13 protein-coding genes are annotated in these 17,422 nt (G+C 42.0%); all 13 read right to left on the bottom strand.

Annotated features, from left to right (window positions below):
- Positions 1 to 11 precede the first annotated feature (11 nt).
- Entirely contained in the window at positions 12 to 1,148 is a 1,137-nt protein-coding gene (locus tag C1S73_RS23060) for an exonuclease SbcCD subunit D (protein ID WP_038867673.1), read from the bottom strand.
- A gap of 467 nt (positions 1,149 to 1,615) precedes the next feature.
- The gene (locus C1S73_RS23050) at positions 1,616 to 1,990 is read right to left on the bottom strand and encodes a hypothetical protein (protein WP_038867675.1); all 375 of its coding nucleotides are present in this window, start codon (positions 1,988 to 1,990) and stop codon (positions 1,616 to 1,618) included.
- Between the two features lie 103 nt (positions 1,991 to 2,093).
- The gene (locus C1S73_RS23045; protein ID WP_038867677.1) at positions 2,094 to 2,765 is read right to left on the bottom strand and encodes a GAD-like domain-containing protein; all 672 of its coding nucleotides are present in this window, start codon (positions 2,763 to 2,765) and stop codon (positions 2,094 to 2,096) included.
- 1 nt (position 2,766) lies between these two features.
- Positions 2,767 to 7,056, bottom strand: a complete 4,290-nt coding sequence (locus tag C1S73_RS23040) for a polymorphic toxin type 15 domain-containing protein (RefSeq protein ID WP_050566685.1) — start codon at positions 7,054 to 7,056, stop codon at positions 2,767 to 2,769.
- Positions 7,057 to 7,065: 9 nt separating this feature from the next.
- A complete protein-coding gene (locus C1S73_RS23035) occupies positions 7,066 to 7,911 on the bottom strand; it encodes a hypothetical protein (protein WP_038867679.1) in 846 nt (281 codons plus the stop codon).
- The gene (locus C1S73_RS23030) at positions 7,912 to 8,202 is read right to left on the bottom strand and encodes a PAAR domain-containing protein (RefSeq protein WP_038867681.1); all 291 of its coding nucleotides are present in this window, start codon (positions 8,200 to 8,202) and stop codon (positions 7,912 to 7,914) included.
- 11 nt (positions 8,203 to 8,213) lie between these two features.
- Positions 8,214 to 10,049 carry a type VI secretion system tip protein TssI/VgrG gene (gene tssI / locus C1S73_RS23025; protein ID WP_038867683.1) on the bottom strand — a complete coding sequence of 612 codons (1,836 nt, stop codon included), beginning with the start codon at positions 10,047 to 10,049 and terminating at the stop codon, positions 8,214 to 8,216.
- 45 nt (positions 10,050 to 10,094) lie between these two features.
- Positions 10,095 to 10,574, bottom strand: a complete 480-nt coding sequence (locus tag C1S73_RS23020) for an Hcp family type VI secretion system effector (protein WP_038867685.1) — start codon at positions 10,572 to 10,574, stop codon at positions 10,095 to 10,097.
- Positions 10,575 to 10,782: 208 nt separating this feature from the next.
- The gene (tssH, locus tag C1S73_RS23015; protein WP_038867687.1) at positions 10,783 to 13,359 is read right to left on the bottom strand and encodes a type VI secretion system ATPase TssH; all 2,577 of its coding nucleotides are present in this window, start codon (positions 13,357 to 13,359) and stop codon (positions 10,783 to 10,785) included.
- A gap of 10 nt (positions 13,360 to 13,369) precedes the next feature.
- Complete coding sequence (gene tssG / locus C1S73_RS23010) at positions 13,370 to 14,335, bottom strand: type VI secretion system baseplate subunit TssG (RefSeq protein ID WP_038867689.1); 966 nt, start codon at positions 14,333 to 14,335, stop codon at positions 13,370 to 13,372.
- Complete coding sequence (tssF, locus tag C1S73_RS23005) at positions 14,332 to 16,155, bottom strand: type VI secretion system baseplate subunit TssF (RefSeq protein WP_038867690.1); 1,824 nt, start codon at positions 16,153 to 16,155, stop codon at positions 14,332 to 14,334. The genes tssG and tssF overlap by 4 nt, the downstream gene beginning before the upstream one ends.
- On the bottom strand, positions 16,152 to 16,616 hold the full coding sequence (gene tssE / locus C1S73_RS23000; RefSeq protein WP_038867691.1) for a type VI secretion system baseplate subunit TssE: 465 nt from the start codon (positions 16,614 to 16,616) through the stop codon (positions 16,152 to 16,154). The genes tssF and tssE overlap by 4 nt, the downstream gene beginning before the upstream one ends.
- Positions 16,617 to 16,624: 8 nt before the next feature.
- Positions 16,625 to 17,422, bottom strand: a complete 798-nt coding sequence (locus tag C1S73_RS22995) for a type VI secretion system accessory protein TagJ (protein WP_038867692.1) — start codon at positions 17,420 to 17,422, stop codon at positions 16,625 to 16,627.

Genomic DNA, 17,422 nt, shown 5'->3' with positions numbered 1-17,422 from the left:
TTTGGTCCTTACTAAGCCTGCTGGGAAAGTTGTTTAATGATGTCACTGATCGCTTGATCTTGATCTTGCGATAATTGGCTGTCTTGCGCTTCCGAAAAGAAGTCTCGGAACATGTCTATCTCACTTCTCGCCAACTTCGCTTGCGCCATCTCCTGCTCGACACCAATTAACATGCCCGGTTTTTCTAGGTGCAAAACATTCGGGTAAACAGTACGTAGCTTTTCCATTGGGTTTAAGATTGCGTGCTTATCCATCAAACGTACCAACAAGTAGTCTTCGTTTTTCGGATCGGTTTTGCCCTGCTCTATCACTTGTTCAAGCTCACCTTCAACGATTCGCATCTCATGAGGTGCAGCAAGGTTAATGTGCTCTGCCGAGACAAACCCGTTTTGGTCAATTTCCACCAGCGTGAAACCTTTCTTCTGGTTTTGCTCACCAAAACTGTATTTCATCAGTGAGCCAGAATAACGAATGTACTCTTCGCCTTTTTTCTGCGGCTGATGCAAGTGCCCCAACGCTACATAATCGAAGTTAAGGAAATGCTCGTGACTGACGCGGTCAGAACCACCAATCGAAAGTGGACGCTCAGATTCAGACTCAATGGCACCATCGACAAAGCAGTGGCTGACTAACACGTTGCGTTGCTCTGGTTGGAACTGCTCAGTGATTTTCTCGGCAAGTAACTTGTGCGCTTGATCGTGGGTCGAAACGGGTTCTTGATAGGCAAAACGGACTTGCTCAGGATCGTTATAAGGCATGCCATAAAAAGCCACTTTCCCTGCGCTCTCGGTTTCAATAACAACAGGGGTAAGCATGTCTTCGAAGTTACTGATAATGTGAAGACCCGCATTTTTCATCTGCTCAGAGCCAAATCCCAAGCGCTCTGCACCATCATGGTTGCCAGAAATCAAAATCATCGGCGTGTTTAGCTCACCACAGATTCGCTTCACTACTTTGTTAAGTAGCTCAATCGCAATGGTTGGTGGGACAGAACGGTCATAAATATCACCAGCAACTACCACTGCATCAACAGGGTTGTTTTCAATGTATTGGATTAACTGGTCAAGAACGGCTTGCTGATCGTCAAGTAAAGAGACGTTATGAAACTGTCGGCCAAGATGCCAATCTGAGGTATGGATAAACTTCATTCGAATTCACTTTCTGCCATCTACATGGCGCTATCTTATTATCCCCCTAGGATATCGTGAGTTCGTAAGCTTTTCATGTGGTTTGTGGCGTATGCTGGAGTTAAAGTAAAAACGAGCTAATTGTGCGCACTTAAAATCTACCAACCATAAGCATCTGAGATTTGGCGATATAGTTCCTCATACGCATCTTCTTCATTTTGACATTCAGTTACAGACGTAATTCTTCCTTGACTGTTGTATACAACTTTCCAAGAATCATCTTGATTGACCACACACAAACACTCACCATTTTTCAGTCCATCTAGGCTATAGGATTGATGAGGTACTTTTTTCAATTTACAACATTCATAACAAAGCGAACTAGTGTAGAGTTTTCATTATTCATTTGCGTTTATATCCTTTGCCTAATTTATTTGCACAAACCCGATCATTATTTGGGAGCAAAGAACATGCCCTAAGCACTCGGTTTACCTATCTAAAAATTCTACGTCCAACCGCTCGACACAGAGACAAATAAACTGACCATCCAAATATGCATAATCAGACTCTAAAAAATCATCACAAATCTTTAGTCCAGCGTCTATGGTCCCACCGTTTAGTCTACCTAATAGCTTATAAGCATAGGTACTATCGACCCTTGTCATACTAGTTTCGTCTGCACTTTCCTGCTCTGTTAATTCAAAATCCAACATTTCAAATGTAACGGGATATTCTTGCCCAATATACAATTCATAGGGGCACACCCCGGCAAAACAGGTTAATTCGACACCATTAACTTCAAGCGTAACTTCTTCTTCAATATCTGAGTTTAAGCTAAGAACTCTTGCCTTGTGTGTGATCACTATTCAGCCAAACTGATTGTTTAAAAGATATCTATCTAGATCGATACTGGGTAAACAAAAGAGCCCACAAAGCGTGAGCTTGAGTTTTGCTATGCAGGACGGGTTACTCTCTGTGACTTTTAAGGACATTGCCGACCATTGACGCCATATCTATAATTTCGGCTCCCCCTAAATCCGCCATAACCTGTAAAAATACATGTAGATCTTCTTTGGTCATAGCATCTGGGGACTTCTTGCCCCCCATAAATAGGTAAGGGGTAAACACCATCACTTCTTCTTTACCCACTGGACCATGTTTTTTAATCGCAGACGGAAAGAGAGGTTTTGAACTAACTTCTACGTCTATATATTCTTTATCTTGAAAACCGAAAAAGCTTTGAATTGCAATATTAGCATCGCCTTTAGAAATGTCTTTTGCGTGTCCTTGATTTGTCATTATCCAATTTAAGTGTGTCGCTATATCGAGTGACGCACCTGTTCGCTCTCCCCACAAATAGAGTTGACCATAGGCGCTTCGAGCGATCACATGGTAATTGTCAAAGTGTGCGAACTCTGTATCGTCAAGAAAAGATTCAAGCACATCTTCAAATTCTGCGGGATTGGTGATCCAGAATAGACCATCGTTAAAGCCAGAGAAACCGACCATTTGCCAGTATTTAAGTAGCTGATCTGGAAGTATACCTCGATATGCTTCAACTTGTTGGTCAGTTGCCTGAATATGTTCGGTCGGCTCGCCAAACTCTTCTATAAACATTTCAAAATATTCGTCATTCATCTTATTTAATTCCACGTAATGGGCAGCGCTCCAGCGAAACATTCATTTTGGCATCTGGTCCTAGGTTTTCAAATGCACGTTGTGCTTGCTCATCCATCTGAGTTAAGCGCGACTTTGTGCGCCACTGAGAGCCAATTGAGGAGTTAACCCCTTTATTCCCCATCCTATTCACCTTGTCAGCCCCGCCTGCAATCATATCTGGATCATGCAAAGCCGCAAGGTTATCCATAATCTCAGATGTTCTTTGTTTCGCCGCTTTTTTGGCGTCCATAGGGCTCATCTTCAACTTAAAGCTTTCAGCTAGCGAACTATTCAATTGACGAGAAAACTGCTTTCTGAAATCCTCCTGAGCCATACCCGTTCCCGCTCGTTTCATTTCTTTGTAACGATTGCGATTTTCGATGTATTCCCCCACGGTCAAGTCATTAAGACCCGCTTCTTGATGCCTTAGTTGGCGAGCAAAATGACTTTCCAATTCACGCTCTTTGCCTTTGAACTTGCCTTTAATCGTTGCCCCAGGTTCAAAACAAGGCACTTTAAATCGCTTCATGGTGCTCAAAGACTTCACCATGGCGTTATCGAGTTTTTTCAGCGGCAGTTCATCGACAACTTTTTCCGCATATCTGCCTGGTATTGCGGTGATAGCCATACTCGTTGCAGTAGAGAATGAAGGATTATCGATAAATGCGTTCCCTGCATTTATCATATCTTCAATCCCTTCGACCATCATCGATATTGGATCGATATTTACAGCGTTAATACCCTGTAAAGTCGGATCTGCGATAAGTTCCTCAATCGTTGGCCCAGAAATATTAACCGCTGCTTTTTCGTAGACCATCCTCTCCGGTGCATTATCGTTATGCCCTGCTAGAACTGTATGCGCATCCTCTTTTGCACATAAACCCAGAGGATCAACCCACGAGACAGGGTTTGGTGCGAATTGATAGTGGTTGGTTCCACCAAGCAGCCCTAGGGGGTCGGGTTGGATAAATCGACCTATTTGAGGGTCGTAGTAGCGTGCTAAGTTGTAGTGCAGACCAGTCTCAATATCGAAGTACTGCCCCTGTAAGCGAAGGTTGTTTTTAACCGTCTCGATTGCAACGTGAGCAAATCCAAAGGTATCGTATGCTGCTTGCCAAACTACCTGCCCTTTCGAGTCCACCAAACGTTCTGGGGTTCCGATTTGATTACATTGGTAAAAATAACACTCACCGTTTTCAATAAGAGCAAGCGGAACAAAACTGTTTGGTTGATATAGATACCACCGATAACCCGAACGAGAATACTCGCCGACTAAATGACTTCCTTGCCAAATAAATTCAGTGGTGCCATTTTCACTGATTTTCTTGATTCTTCGGCCTAGTGCGTCGTATTCGAATTGACATAAACGCCCTTCGCTCTCGACAAAAATTAGCTGCCCTTTAGCATCGTAAGTACAGCGCTGCTCTAATCCATTACCTTGACTACTGGTTCTGTTACCTAGTTCGTCGTAGTCGTACCTGACGCCATGGTATTCAACAAGGCGGTCATATTCTAGCTGTGCACTTTCATCATTAAAGTTGCCAAAACTGTCATAGATGTATGACTCCTCAGAGGTTTGCGTCTTTACCCTTTCTAAATGGCCGAGGTCATCATATTGATAATGTTGGGGCCCCTTCTCACTGTCGACGATAAGAGATAAAAGATGCTGTGCGTTGTAATGATACTTTCGCTCCAAACTCTCCCATATTTGACGCTTTAGTCTTCCTAATCCATCAAACTCTTTTGTTTCCCCTTTAGTGCCATACTGAATACGAGTTATTCGCTGTAAGTCATCGTATTTAAACTGTATTGTGGTGTGCGCCCCCCCTTGAATAGAAATGGAACACACCACACCGTACTCGTCGTATTGGTAGGAGATTTCAGTACCGTCACTATAACATTGGGACTGGAGTAAACCGTTATTAAGATATCTGTTGTGGAAGGAATAGCGTCCCTGCTGTTCACTTACCAATTTTGTATCTTTATAGGTATAAGAAGACATCGAGAAGCGATTATGCACGTGGATTAGTTTACCGCCTAAGCTATATTGGAAATGGTTTTCTACTCCCTTTCCGCTTCCAATTGCTCGAATATTGACGACTCGCCCAAGGTCATCATAACGAAAGCTAACTTGGTTAGTCCGGCGCCTAATCTTGCTTAGTCGCTCAGCCTTATCGTAGGTATAACTTGTATGTATTTGGTCGAAGTTTATCGTCGACTGAATTTGTCCATCAGGTGTATATGCAAATTCGTACTTACAACCATCGGAACGCTCGATAGTTTTAAGGTTCCTTTCTTCGTCATAAGAGAACGACATGACGCTTTTATTTTGTTTAAAAACCTCTACAGGTTGAGCAAGGCTGCTCCAATTGATCTCTACTTCCCCTCTCGGTGTACTGATAAGTTTGACACGGCCGTAGTCGTCATATTCGTATCGATGTTCGCGTAAAATTTCATCTTTCGAATTCTGAAAATACAGACGGGTAAGTAGACGATTTTGATTGCGCTCAAAGCCGGAGACAAGACCTTCCGGATAAGCGATTCCATTTACAAGGTCATGTTCATCATAACTGTAGCGAAAGAGACTTTTATTGGTTTTCTTCGCTCTAAGTTGATGCTCATCATCCCACCACCATTGAACACATGCGCCAGCGTCAATAACCTTTTCAACTAAGCGGCCATGTTTATCGTATCGGTATCGCTCTTGTTTACCTTCTTTACTTTGTTGCCAAACCAGTTGGCCGAGCGCGTTAAATTGGTTTTCAATGGTTTCACCGTCAGGCAACTGATGTCTCGTACTACAACCGAATTCATCATAGTCAAAATGTTCCGTTGCACCTGAAGAATGCCGTTTGTTTTTTAGTTGCCCAAATTGATTATAGGTGTAAGTGACGTAGCAGCCATCCGGTGATACTTCATTTACCAAGTGCCCTTTCGAATCATATTCATATACCCAGCGTCTTGATTCAGGGCTTTCACGCTCAAGCAACTTTCCTTGTTCATTGTGTTTGTATCGCCATGCATGACCTCTCGGATCGACAACAGTCGATTGAGTCGGTTGGAACTCAAAAGTATATCGATACGCACCATCATCCGCCCAATTACTTACGCACTTAGCACTCACGCCTCGACCTATCCAGTCAAAATAATGCGAAAATCCTGTTGCACGTGTTCGTCTAGTTAGTAAACAGGTATCACTATATTGATAAGATTCTGTTTGCCGATGTTCATCCGTGGCCCTGGTTAAACAAAAGGTACGGTCATATTGATACTCAGCTAGAGTAGCTAGGGTTGTAGGATGGCGTATTTCAACAAGTAATCCTTGCTTGTTATATTGTAATTCAAGTTTTGCTTGTCGATTGACGTTTACTTGGGTGATGCGGTGATTACGTGAATATTCTAGATTTACCGTTTTCATGAGCCCAAGTCGAATCTCACTAGCTAACCAGAGCTCCTCTACTTGAACAAACTTGACTTGTACACTGCCATTTATCGTAACCAATCGATAACCATTTGGATGATATTGGCAAGTCGAATCGGTATAAGTTTGGTAACTCACCCCTCCTTTAGAAACAGGGGGAAATAAGATGGAGTCTCCCATTTCATCTACAAAGAGCCAGCCAATAATCTGTTCTTTCTCATCCAGTACATCCTTCAGTTCATACTGGAAGATATGTCGCCAACCAAAACCAAGTCCTGTATTTTTATCAGAAAGCGAAGATCGGTAAGTCCGCTGCCACACTAAGCCGAAAGGTAGTCGCACATCAGTTAGTGTTAAGTTTTCTTCGCCCGTTACCAAAGAGACAGGATCACCTGCTTTTGCATGTTTTTTACTGCTCTCATTTTGGGGAGTATCACTACTTTTACTCTCGCTTTTATGAGGACTGTCATCTGTCGACTTTGCTTTTTTATCGTTCGTCTTGGCAATTAGATCAGTAGGTATCTCTGTTGGGGGGTAATAGGTACTAGGCGCTTGTTGAGGTGTCTGAAAGGCGAACAACGATTGCTCAAATAAACTCTCAGCAATACGCTTATAAAGGTCCTCGTCAGTGAGCTCTTTCATCTCTGCGGAGAAATACGTGGTCGCAGTAGACCAAGACGCAATTTCTCTGAGTTCATCAAACGCAGAGTAATAAAAACGTTCGACAAAGATTTCAGCCGCTCTGACAGACGTGAATCGTTCCTGTTTACCAAATGGGGGTTGATGCGAAGAAAACAAATAGGCTTCGCCGTCCAGCGTTGTGAGCTTAACAATCCTTTGTGCGTTCATTTTAAATCTTTACTCACTACACCAATTGAAAATCGTGCCAATGGCATAGCCTTGAGTCTCTATATCCACTTGTAAGACTTGAAAGTTCTCGACATGTTTAACGCGTTGTCGATGACAGAGAGAGAGTGCTTTTAGAAGACCACCACACGCCCCTAAAGGGCCTGTTCGGGAATCGGAAAAGATGTATCGAGTCTCCGCACTAATCCATGAAGACAAAAAGTGAATCGAGTTGAGCCATTGTGGCTCTTCTTCAATTCCTATAGACAATAAGAGTTCATCAAAGCTTTGTTCAGAAGCGTTGCCTAACTGCCGAACGATATTATCTGTCGCCGTATTTAATGGCGTAAGTTCGAGATCTATTGATTGAGTCCGAACGTTAAGCCCCTCTTTAACCGCAACGCAACGCGCCACAACTAATGAATCATATACATCAAACTTGCTGCTTGAACCCTGTGCAAGGTTGATCGCAATAATCCATGGAACTGTGTTTTGATGACTAAGCTCTTCCAATTGACTCAATGCCATTAAGAGCGACGCTTCACCATACGGATAGAAACGAATAAGTGGATTAGCTTCAAGATTAAACAACGACAAAATAACGGAGGAAATACGCTTCAGCACTGACTTGCATGATACCCGAGGAAGTAACACACACACCGGCGCTTGAATGTCAAAACCATGAATGTGATGACTAAAATTCTCGAGTAACGATTGAACCCTATCTTCCAAATTATTGGCATGACTCTTTACACGTATAGCATCATCAGACACGTTAAGTGTGTTGTTAGCATATTGTTCAATAGAGAATTCTCTTCCGTTTAGAACACAAAAAACAGGGTCAAATATGATCGGCATTTATCCCCCAATTAAAACCGTAGTGACGCCAGCGACAATTTTTCCACCATGGGCGGTAGAGTCTCCTAGTCTGGCTGCCGGTTTTCCATTGATCTTAACGCTGGAGGAGCCCGAAGAAACACTATCAGGAGGTCCAACGCATACTAGCTTATCGCCTTGCCTCGCAGCTGGAATACCTGAAATTTTTACGTTTGCAGAACCTATCGCTACAGGGCCGCCCTGATGAGGTACTTTTCCGGTTTTAGCTGGACAGACGTGATGACTTCCTAAGACAGCAGCGGGTTTTCCCATTTGCTTTCTCCCTAGTTCAAAGATATTTGGCCAGCTTTCAGACCGATAGTGGAGCCGTTGATCGAGATCTTATTTCCTTTAATATTGATGTCCCCAGAGCTAGACATTTGTATCGACGCTCCGCCAACTTTAATTTCGATACTCTTCCCAGCGCAAACCGACAAGGCCTCACCAACGTCAGTTTTATGATTTTTTCCAACGTTAAGCGTCGAGTTTTGGCCGATGTCCTGCGTTACATTGTTGGTCACGGTTTCCGTTTTGTTATTTTCAACGGTAATTTCCGCGCAATCTTCTACCAACATTTGAAATAATTTTTCGGCGTGTAAATAGACGTGCTCTTCACCAGGTTTGTCGTCAAAACGCAATTCGTTAAAATTGCTGCCACCTTTCTGCACTGATCGAGATTTGTAACCACTTTGGGATGCTTGATCCGGCAAGCTATACGGTGTTCCTTGGTTACCGTTATACAAAGAGCCCGTGACGATAGGTTGGTCTGGATCACCATTAACGAAGTCAACAATAACCTCTTGTCCTACTCTAGGATGAAAAGCACTCCCCCAACCATTTCCTGCTACTGTCTGAGCAACACGTATCCAACATGAACTGTTTGCGTCATGTTCTCCTTGACGATCCCAGTGGAACTGAACTTTGATTCGCCCATGCTTATCTATGTAGATTTCACCTTCTTTGTTTCCTGTCACTATGGCCGTTTGAAGGCCTCGAACTTGTGGTTTTCCAAACCTAGCTAATGGACGCAATATCGTTTTTGAGTCAACACAATAAAAAGCAACTCTCACGCCTTGGTTGGCGGTACCACCCTGACCTGTCTGATTGAATACCGAAGCTGAAACGGAGACAGAAGACAGCACATACTCTTTACCAATTCGGCTTTTATCTTCATGTTTTTTGAACTTAAAACATGTTCCAACCGAAAATGATCGACAACTCGCTTCCCCCATACATTGATAAACATTTTGTTGCAATGACTCTATGTTATGCATGTTCCTTAATGCGAATTGGTCATTGGTTTCAGTCTCCGCCAAATACTCGTAATGCTCACTGACTGGAACGGTGAAGAAGTTGGTTGACCCGTTAGCAGAGTGCTTCGGATAAGAGCTTGGCTTCAACATATTGAAACCGGACAAATGACTGCTTTTTGTCGTGAGGGACTGAGTTTCATTCCATGAGAAGATATGGCTAGATGCTGCGCTACCAGTTGAGTGCTCTACAATAAATTCTGCCGAAGGGGTGTAGTAACTGATATCGTCAAAAAATTCTATGACATGATCTGAATCCGAATGTAAAAAACAGAACGCGATACCTTCCTCCGCCAAAATTCGCCTTACAAAGGCCAAATCAGATTCTTCGTATTGCACTTTATATATGTATTTGGTGTAAGCTTTAGTAAGCTTAAAACTGAAAGTAATTTCATGCTCAGCAAGAATTTCTGATACGATCTCTTTCACATCTCTATACTGAAATATTCTGCAATTTGTCCGATAATTTGAGAAGCATAACTTTGGTTCGATTATCAACTCTATATTTTTATATTGCTCACCCCTATCAACAGTCGAAACTCGAGTCCCAGACAGTTTAGCCCTAGAAACTACGCCATGAAAATATCTAGGTTGTAACGATACCAATGAATGATTATCCATACTGATCGTCACTTCTTTGCCTATAATCTGATTTAACTCAGCTTGTTGCCCATTAAAATAAGCGTAAGCATGCAATGAAAAAAGCTCTGAAGCAGCCTCTTTATACTCGAAGGAATTCAGAATTATTGCATCCTCACCAAATGGTGTAAAAATTCTAATGAAGTTATTGTCTTGAGTTGCTTTTTTCATTGTACACTTCTTAAAAAATGCGGGGAAAGGATCCCCGCAAATTAATTACATTTGTTGACCTTTAACACCGCTGTAACCGTATACTAGTGGCGCTGATGTATTGTTCTTATCATCAGTAGGTGTCACTGTCATCATCATTTCAGTGTATGAAATAGTGATTGTTTCAATCGGGCGATCATCTTGAATTGAAACAGAGTAATTAGAAATCATTGCATCAGTAAGTTCGATTTTCATGATTTCTTCTACTTTTTCACCCTGCTTAGTAATATGGAATACCGCAGGTTTACCTTTACCAATCGTTGCTTCTTTAAATAGATCTGGTGATGAACGATCTTGCAATTTGGTGATAGTTAAATCGTACAAGCGAGTCGCGCTAGCTTCACGGTCCATTGCGGTACCTGTGAATGATGAAATTTCACGACCAACACTCCAATCTACAGATAGTAGTGTAATTAGATCCTTGTACTGCTCAGCAGTTGCTTCACCTTTAATATCTGCATATTTAAGATACGTGTTAGACTGCATGCTAATCTCCTATAGCATTAATAATTGACATATTGCGTAGTTATTTAATCATCAAATCGTTATTGATAATTAATGACTTATGTATCAAAAACTTTATTTTAAATACGCTCTTTTATATCGTTTAATTTGAAATTAATTAAGCACTATTTTCCAAAAAATAAAGTTAATATGAAGCGAGTCTCAATTTATTTTTACATTGAAACCGCTGTTAAATAAGTGAGACGTTAAGTGATTTAATTTCTCCATTAACGTTAATTTCCTCAAATGTCTTACCATTAAGAATAGAACTCAATATCTCATGGGAAATTTTTGGTAACAGCGTATTTTCAATCGTAGTTTGTATTACCCTAGCACCACTCCCTGACTCATTGCTATTATTAACTATATCATTTATTAATGAATCACTAAACGTTAATTTGGCATTGTAGTTTCTTTGAATTCTGTCGGATATTTTCTGTAATTTTAAAGAAGCAATATTACTTAATACTTCTTTATTTAACGGCAGATATGGAAGTACGTTGACTCGCCCTAAAAACGCAGGTTTAAAATCACCCAGAAGATCCTCCCGTAGCGCCTCTTTTAAAGCTGTTGGTTCTGGGGCTAACTCAGGGTCTTCAAATAGAGACATTGTCGTCTCCGTTCCTGTATTGGCAGTCATAATGATAATGGTGTTTTTAAAATCGATATCTCTTCCTTCACCATCTTTGATCATGCCCTTATCGAAAACCTGATAGAAAATATCTTGCACACCCGCGTGCGCTTTTTCCATCTCATCCAATAAAATCACACTATAAGGTCTACGTCTTACCGCTTCTGTGAGAACCCCACCCTCACCATAACCGACATAACCAGGAGGTGAACCTAACAATAGAGAGACTTTATGTTCTTCTTTAAACTCAGACATATTGATTGTCGTAACATTATCTTCGCTACCATACACTTTTTCCGCTATCGCCAGCGCAGATTCTGTCTTACCGACTCCACTTGGGCCTGTAAGCAGAAAAACGCCATTAGGTTTCGATTCATCAGTGAGTTGCGCGCTCGCAGTTTTGATAACCTCTGACATGACTTCGAGTGCGTGATCTTGCCCTACCACTCTATGACTTAGTGTCTCTTTTAGTGTAAGAACCGCTTTGATGTCATCATCTTGCAGTTTTCCTAAAGGGATACCAGTCCAATCTGAGATCACCTCAGCAATTAAGGCTTCGCTAACGTGTGAAAAGACAAGTGGCTGAGAGTTTGAGCTTAAGTCTTTCTCAATACTTACTAAGCGATTCTTGTCTTCTTCATTAGCTTCACCTTCCTGAAGTTGAATCTTATGCCGTATTAGTTTTGCTTCATCGACCCATTGTTTTTCTTTTTGCCAAATTTCTTCTAATTCAAGAATCTCACCATGTAGAACATTAATTTTTTCTTTAATATCAGAAATTTTATGGTCATTCGCCGAACCGAATTGAGACTCTTTGTACAGTTGGTCAAGTTCCAACTCTCTTATTTGAAGATCTTTTCGTTTACTATCCAATGTTCCTGGCGTGGATGATTGGCTTAGAGCAACACGAGAGCATGCGGTATCAAGAACAGAAACTGCCTTGTCAGGCAATTGACGACCATTTATGTATCGTGCAGAAAGTTGAACAGCAGCTTCCAAAGCTTTATTTGTGATATACACGTCATGGTGTTTCGACATCACGTCCAACAACCCTCGCAACATTGCAATTGCAATTTCTGGCATAGGTTCATCGATCTTAACGACTTGAAAACGTCGAGTTAGTGCTGCATCTTTCTCGAAATACTTTTTATATTCCGCCCATGTTGTCGCCGCTATTGTCCTAAGCTCGCCACGGGCCAACGCCGGTTTCAAAATATTTGCCGCGTCGCCTTGACCTGCTTGCGCTCCCCCACCAATCAAACCATGGGCTTCATCAATGAAAAGTATGATAGGTGTTTCCGATTGATTAACTTCTTTAATCACATTCTTTAATCGGTTTTCAAATTCACCTTTCATGCCCGCGCCTGCTTGCAGTAGTGCCATATCTAACGATTTTATTGAAACGTTCATTAATGCAGAGGGAACATCGCCATCGATAATTTTTTGCGCCAATCCTTCGACAACGGCAGTTTTTCCGACGCCAGCTTCACCTGTCAAGATTGGATTATTTTGTCTGCGGCGTAGCAAAATATCGATCATTAAACGGATTTCGTCATCTCGACCGACAACGGGGTCGATTTTCCCTAATTTTGCTTGCTCTGTAAGGTCAACAGTAAATTGGTGAAGTGCAGCGTTTTTGCTCTTACTAATCCCTTCGTTAGAGGCGAGATGCTTTGATTCAGATTCATTAACATCCAACAATGTGTTTACATCAATTTTCATTAATTCTGAGCTAGGCTGATTCAACATTGCAACCAAAGTATCATCCGTTAAGTAAGCTCTTAATAAATGGATACAACTCAATTGCTCTTGATTAAATTCAATCGTCGTAATCATCATTGCATTTTGCATGATGGTAACGGTATGTTCAGACAACCCAGGGACCGAATCGCAGCCTGTTCGATACTTTTCTAACTGTTCGAGCAACTGTGACTCCACTCGGCTAGCATCGATATTTTGGCTACGAAAGGCGTCCGCGTATATCCCAGACGGATGTTGGATAATACTAATTAACCAGTGCGTCATTTCAATACTATGATGAGTACGAGAGCTGGCCATTGCGGCAGCATGCTCTAACGTTTCTCTTGCATGCGGAGATAGCCTCTCAACCAACGCTGATAGTGATAATAAAGCCATTGTGAATCCTTTAAATGGTAATTGTTATTCTGCGGTCTTTTGTACGCTTATGCTTCGTCAATACAGAACCAATGCCCAATTGACCGACTTGTTTTGAGATACAAACCTGAGGAAGGTATTTATGTTGAGTCGTTAACTTCCATTTAACTCGCTTATGCTTACCAAGAAAATCGTGTGTTATAGATTTCATCGTATGCACACAAGATGTATTAGGGAAGAGTTGCTTCACTTGTTTCGTCGTGTTTGGGAAGAATTCAATTGTCACGCCCGCATTGATGTTCCAAGCTTTAGATCCTACTGAAGCACCACTGCCTAATTGAGCGAATTGACCTTCCGGCATGCTTTGAGAAACCAGTCGAGTTTGGTCTTCTCCCGTGAGGTGCAACCATTGCCCCTGAAATTCATGTAAGCGGACATCACATCCTGAGAGGCTTTCGAGCATTCCTTTAAGTGCACTTTTACTACGATTCGATGAAGCAAACACCCCTGCAAAATGATTAGCAAGATGCTGGGTTTGCCCTGTCACCGACTCTAACATGCTACAAAGAGGCGATCGTCGTCCTACCGAATGAGCAGTAACCTGTGAAGTAAGTTGAGTCAGTTGCCAACTACGGTAGTAAAGAGACAGTAACCGATGATTAAAAATGTCATAGAAATCGACCATTGCGTTGTCTCCTTCTTTTTGACGATTCAATGCAAGTTCGCTGTAATGCTGTGGCAAAACACCTTGCTCACCCGTTAATCCGATTAAGTTTGTCTCTAACCTTAATTTGCTCTGGCTGATCGCTTTCACAGCACACAACTGAGAATTCTCATAACCTAACGCAGGATTGACCTTAATCGATATCTTTTCGTCTCTAGGTAGCGCATCGGAACCTAACTGTGCCTCAACTCGAAATACTTCTTGTTCAATCAAGTGTAACGCTTCAAACAACGAACGCTGTTTCAATTGACGATAAAAGTCTTCAGTCTTCATAGCAGAACCTTATCGCCGGTAAGCGATGGCCATTGATAAAAGCGTTTACCTGTCGACTTCAACTTAACTTCTAGTTGAGTAAAAATATTCACTTCAGCGTACTGAGAGAGATAGACTGATAACACACAGCCTAAAAAGAATATTTGCTCTTTAAGGAGGATTTGGTCTGATACAGTAAGAATCAATTTAACACCATGGGCAAACCCCATTTTCCCTTGCTCGCTCACTCTCCCGGCCACTTTTTCAAACTCGAGTTTCACAAGCGCATCAATCAGAGCCTTTGTTTCTGCCGTACCAGAAAAAGCATATAGGTTCAGGGTCTGTTTGAGCACTGCCAGTCCATCGTCTTGTGTGAAATGATTCAGTGTGAGTAGCTTGGTCAGTTGCCACCGCGTACTTTCATCCATTTCAGGCCTCACTGTTTCAGATAAAGACACTAAACAGCGTACTGACTCAAAGTTATCGTTAACGTCAGGTAATGATACTTCTGGTAAACCACCACCAAACGGAAGTTTTTGCGGCAGGTTCCGATTGCAACACTCCGCTTGTACGTACATAAGCCAATTTTCACGGCTCTCTGGGCTAAAGAGTTGATGTTTTTTATCCACAAAAGACAGATACGTTTCTCGCCCGGGTTCGTCGTATCCACCAGCCCAGTTTTTGTCCTCTCGCCTCATTAACCAATAAATGTCACTATTACCCATGTAGTGCGTATGTTCACCAGCATAATAGCAAGGCAAATTTTCATAAGTCTTATTCCAGTTTCTCAACGTCACATTGGTAATCGAAACAACTTCATTACTCTCTGCTTCTTGGTATTGAGGCGACAAATGGTAATCGTACTCAGATGGCAGTAAACGTTTAGGTTCCATGGTACTTTGAAAGAGGTTAATGACTGGAGTACAGCCCAGCATTAGGCTTTCGTTGTCGACTTGTTTCGGTAACCAGTCGTCTGTGGAGTCAAAGAAAAAACAGAGGCTTATCGATTCGCCTAAATCAAGTTTATTGAGTTCTAAATCAATCAGATCAAAGAACATAAATTTTTCTGGGAAGTGTAAGTATTCAACCAACATTCTTGACGCTGAGAAGCTTCTTTTGCCATAGGGCACAACTTTATCCGAATCCGAGAACCCCACAGATTTCAGATGCCTTTTCGTATACGATGCGACTTCTTTCCCTTGAACGGATACCGACAATCCAACAAGATTTTGGAATAACATTTGATACAACTTCTGTGTAAGTTGAGGTTGGCCATTGAGGTAAAACCTCAAGGTGTCGATGCCCATCAGGTTAATTGCACTTTCACTATCATTGGCATGAAGTTGAACGTTAAGCATCGAGTTTGCCACTTGCTCCCATCGAGACCCCATAGGTTTCACAGGCGCATTTTCAAATGAGCAATCATTTACGCGTAATGGGTACATTCGCGTTTCATAGCATGTTCTAAATTCACATTCTTTAAATCTTGGAGCGCCGATGACAACACGTTCACCAGAGACAACATCAAAATAGGCATTGGTGGATTCCGAGCACGTCATTTTCACAATCGACATGGAAGGAATTGGCGCGTGAAAATCTGGGTAGAGTTGCCCCAGCAGTGATTCTGTGAATTGAGGGTAGCTGTTGTCTAAACTTTGGCGAATTCTCGCAGTTAAAAATGCGCACCCCTCAAGAAGTCGCTCTACATGAGGATCCTCGACTTGTTCTTCACTTATTCTCAAACGAGATGCGATCTTAGGGTACTGCTCACCGAACTCCTGTCCTTTATGGCGTAAGTAAGCCAACTCGCGATTGTAGTACTTTAGGAACTCTTCACTCATTTTGTTCTACTCAATTTCATACCAAGGCTCACCGGTTCAACTTCTGAGTTAAATGTGACTTCGTGGGTATTGCTTCCAATTAGGCAGGTTGCGGTAATTTTTAACCTCAGCGTTCGATCTGTGGCGCTTTTCTCACCTAAAATACTCACCAAAGGAGACTCTAGACGCGGTTCAAACTCCTTTATTGCATCGCAGACAATTTCACAAAGCTGATTTTGCCCTTCTTGGCTGCTGTATGGCATTGAAGAAAAGTCTGGCAGACCGTAGTTTAAAATGGAGTCTCGAACTTCTAAAAGATCATCAGGAAGTTCACGCCAACCAATTCGACTATTCAACATGGCTTCAACATCCCTTAATAAGTTATTAAGTAAGGACTGAGAACTTGCTGGAAAGTCTTTCTCTTCACGAACATTCGGATCTGAGTCGATTAGTTTGTCCAGTAATGACGCCTCTAAAGCCATCGCGACCTCTAAGCTGTTAATACGGTTTCTTCAAGTAATTTCAAATCAAAGAGAGGAAGTGCAGTTTCACCCACTAACCAGCACTTTTGACCCAGCCCAACGAATAACTCTTGCTCTCCAACTTGTTGCCAATCCGTTTCTCTACCTAGTTTTTGGGCATCGGTTTGAGAACCAATGTAAGTCAAAGGCGTATGACCCTCGCCTTCACCTAGACCTTCTATATCGAATTCAACGGGACGCCAAATCGTCTCTAATAGTGAAGATGGTGTTTTTAGTTCAAGCTGTTTTACATTGGCGATAGGCACAAGGAAGTAATTGCCTGCAGTCGAAAAGAGCTCTATGTATCCACCCAATTGATCATCTATGTCTCGAACGTCATCATAAATATTACCGCCCTGACTAAATGATTTTTTGACGTGTTGTTGTTCTATCTCAGACGCTAAGTTGTAGGCATTACGTTGGTCATTATTTTTTAGTGCTAAGTTGAATTCAATCAATAACCTATTCAGCCCTTCATGGTCACTGACAAACTGAGCCGTTGCTGCTCCATGAAAAAAATCCTTACGGGCTTGAGCTGCTTTAACGAGGTGACGTAGTTGACTGGCTCCAGAAAGATATTCTGGGAACAGTTTAATCGCTTGCATCAATTGTTCGTCCGCCCGTTCAAAATTACCGTCAATACAAAGAAGCTCGATGAAAGAACTACGAAGAGTTGCATCTTTAGGAGAAGCTTTTATATTCTCGATGAGTACTTCTAGTGCTTCTGTTAAATTGCCTTCTGCGAACGCGCTTTTCCATTGTGTCAT

The organism is Vibrio jasicida 090810c (assembly GCF_002887615.1).
GTDB lineage: Bacteria > Pseudomonadota > Gammaproteobacteria > Enterobacterales > Vibrionaceae > Vibrio > Vibrio jasicida.
Note: the sequence above shows the minus strand (reverse complement) of the source record. Positions and strands in the feature narration are given on the sequence as shown.